This is a genomic window from Burkholderia sp. SIMBA_051 (genome assembly GCF_046534915.1).
GTDB classification, from domain to species: Bacteria; Pseudomonadota; Gammaproteobacteria; order Burkholderiales; family Burkholderiaceae; genus Burkholderia; species Burkholderia ambifaria.
Genome location: NZ_JAWRXS010000705.1, coordinates 1 through 246, shown reverse-complemented (window position 1 = coordinate 246; position 246 = coordinate 1). Strand labels below are relative to the sequence as shown.

Here is a 246-nt window from a genome sequence, read left to right as displayed (position 1 = left end):
ATGCTTGTCGAAATACTTCTGGCCGCTTTCGAGCAGGCCTGGATGCGTGCTGAACGGCCAGAGCCTGCTGATCGTGTCTTTATAACGACGGCCGAACCAGTAGCTCATACCGTCGCCCGCCACGGCGCCCACAATCGCGCTCGCAAAGAGCCAGCCGAGATTCAGCGTGCCCGTGCCGACCAGCGCGCCTGCGATGAACATTGCCGTGCTGCCCGGCACGAAGGTGCCGATGATCGCGACGGCTTC

The 246-nt window shown here is 62.6% G+C and carries 1 protein-coding gene; it reads right to left on the bottom strand.

Annotated elements, in window-relative coordinates; genetic code table 11:
- A partial coding sequence (locus SB771_RS36290) for a DedA family protein (protein ID WP_410722195.1) occupies positions 1-246 on the bottom strand: 246 nt, incomplete at both ends.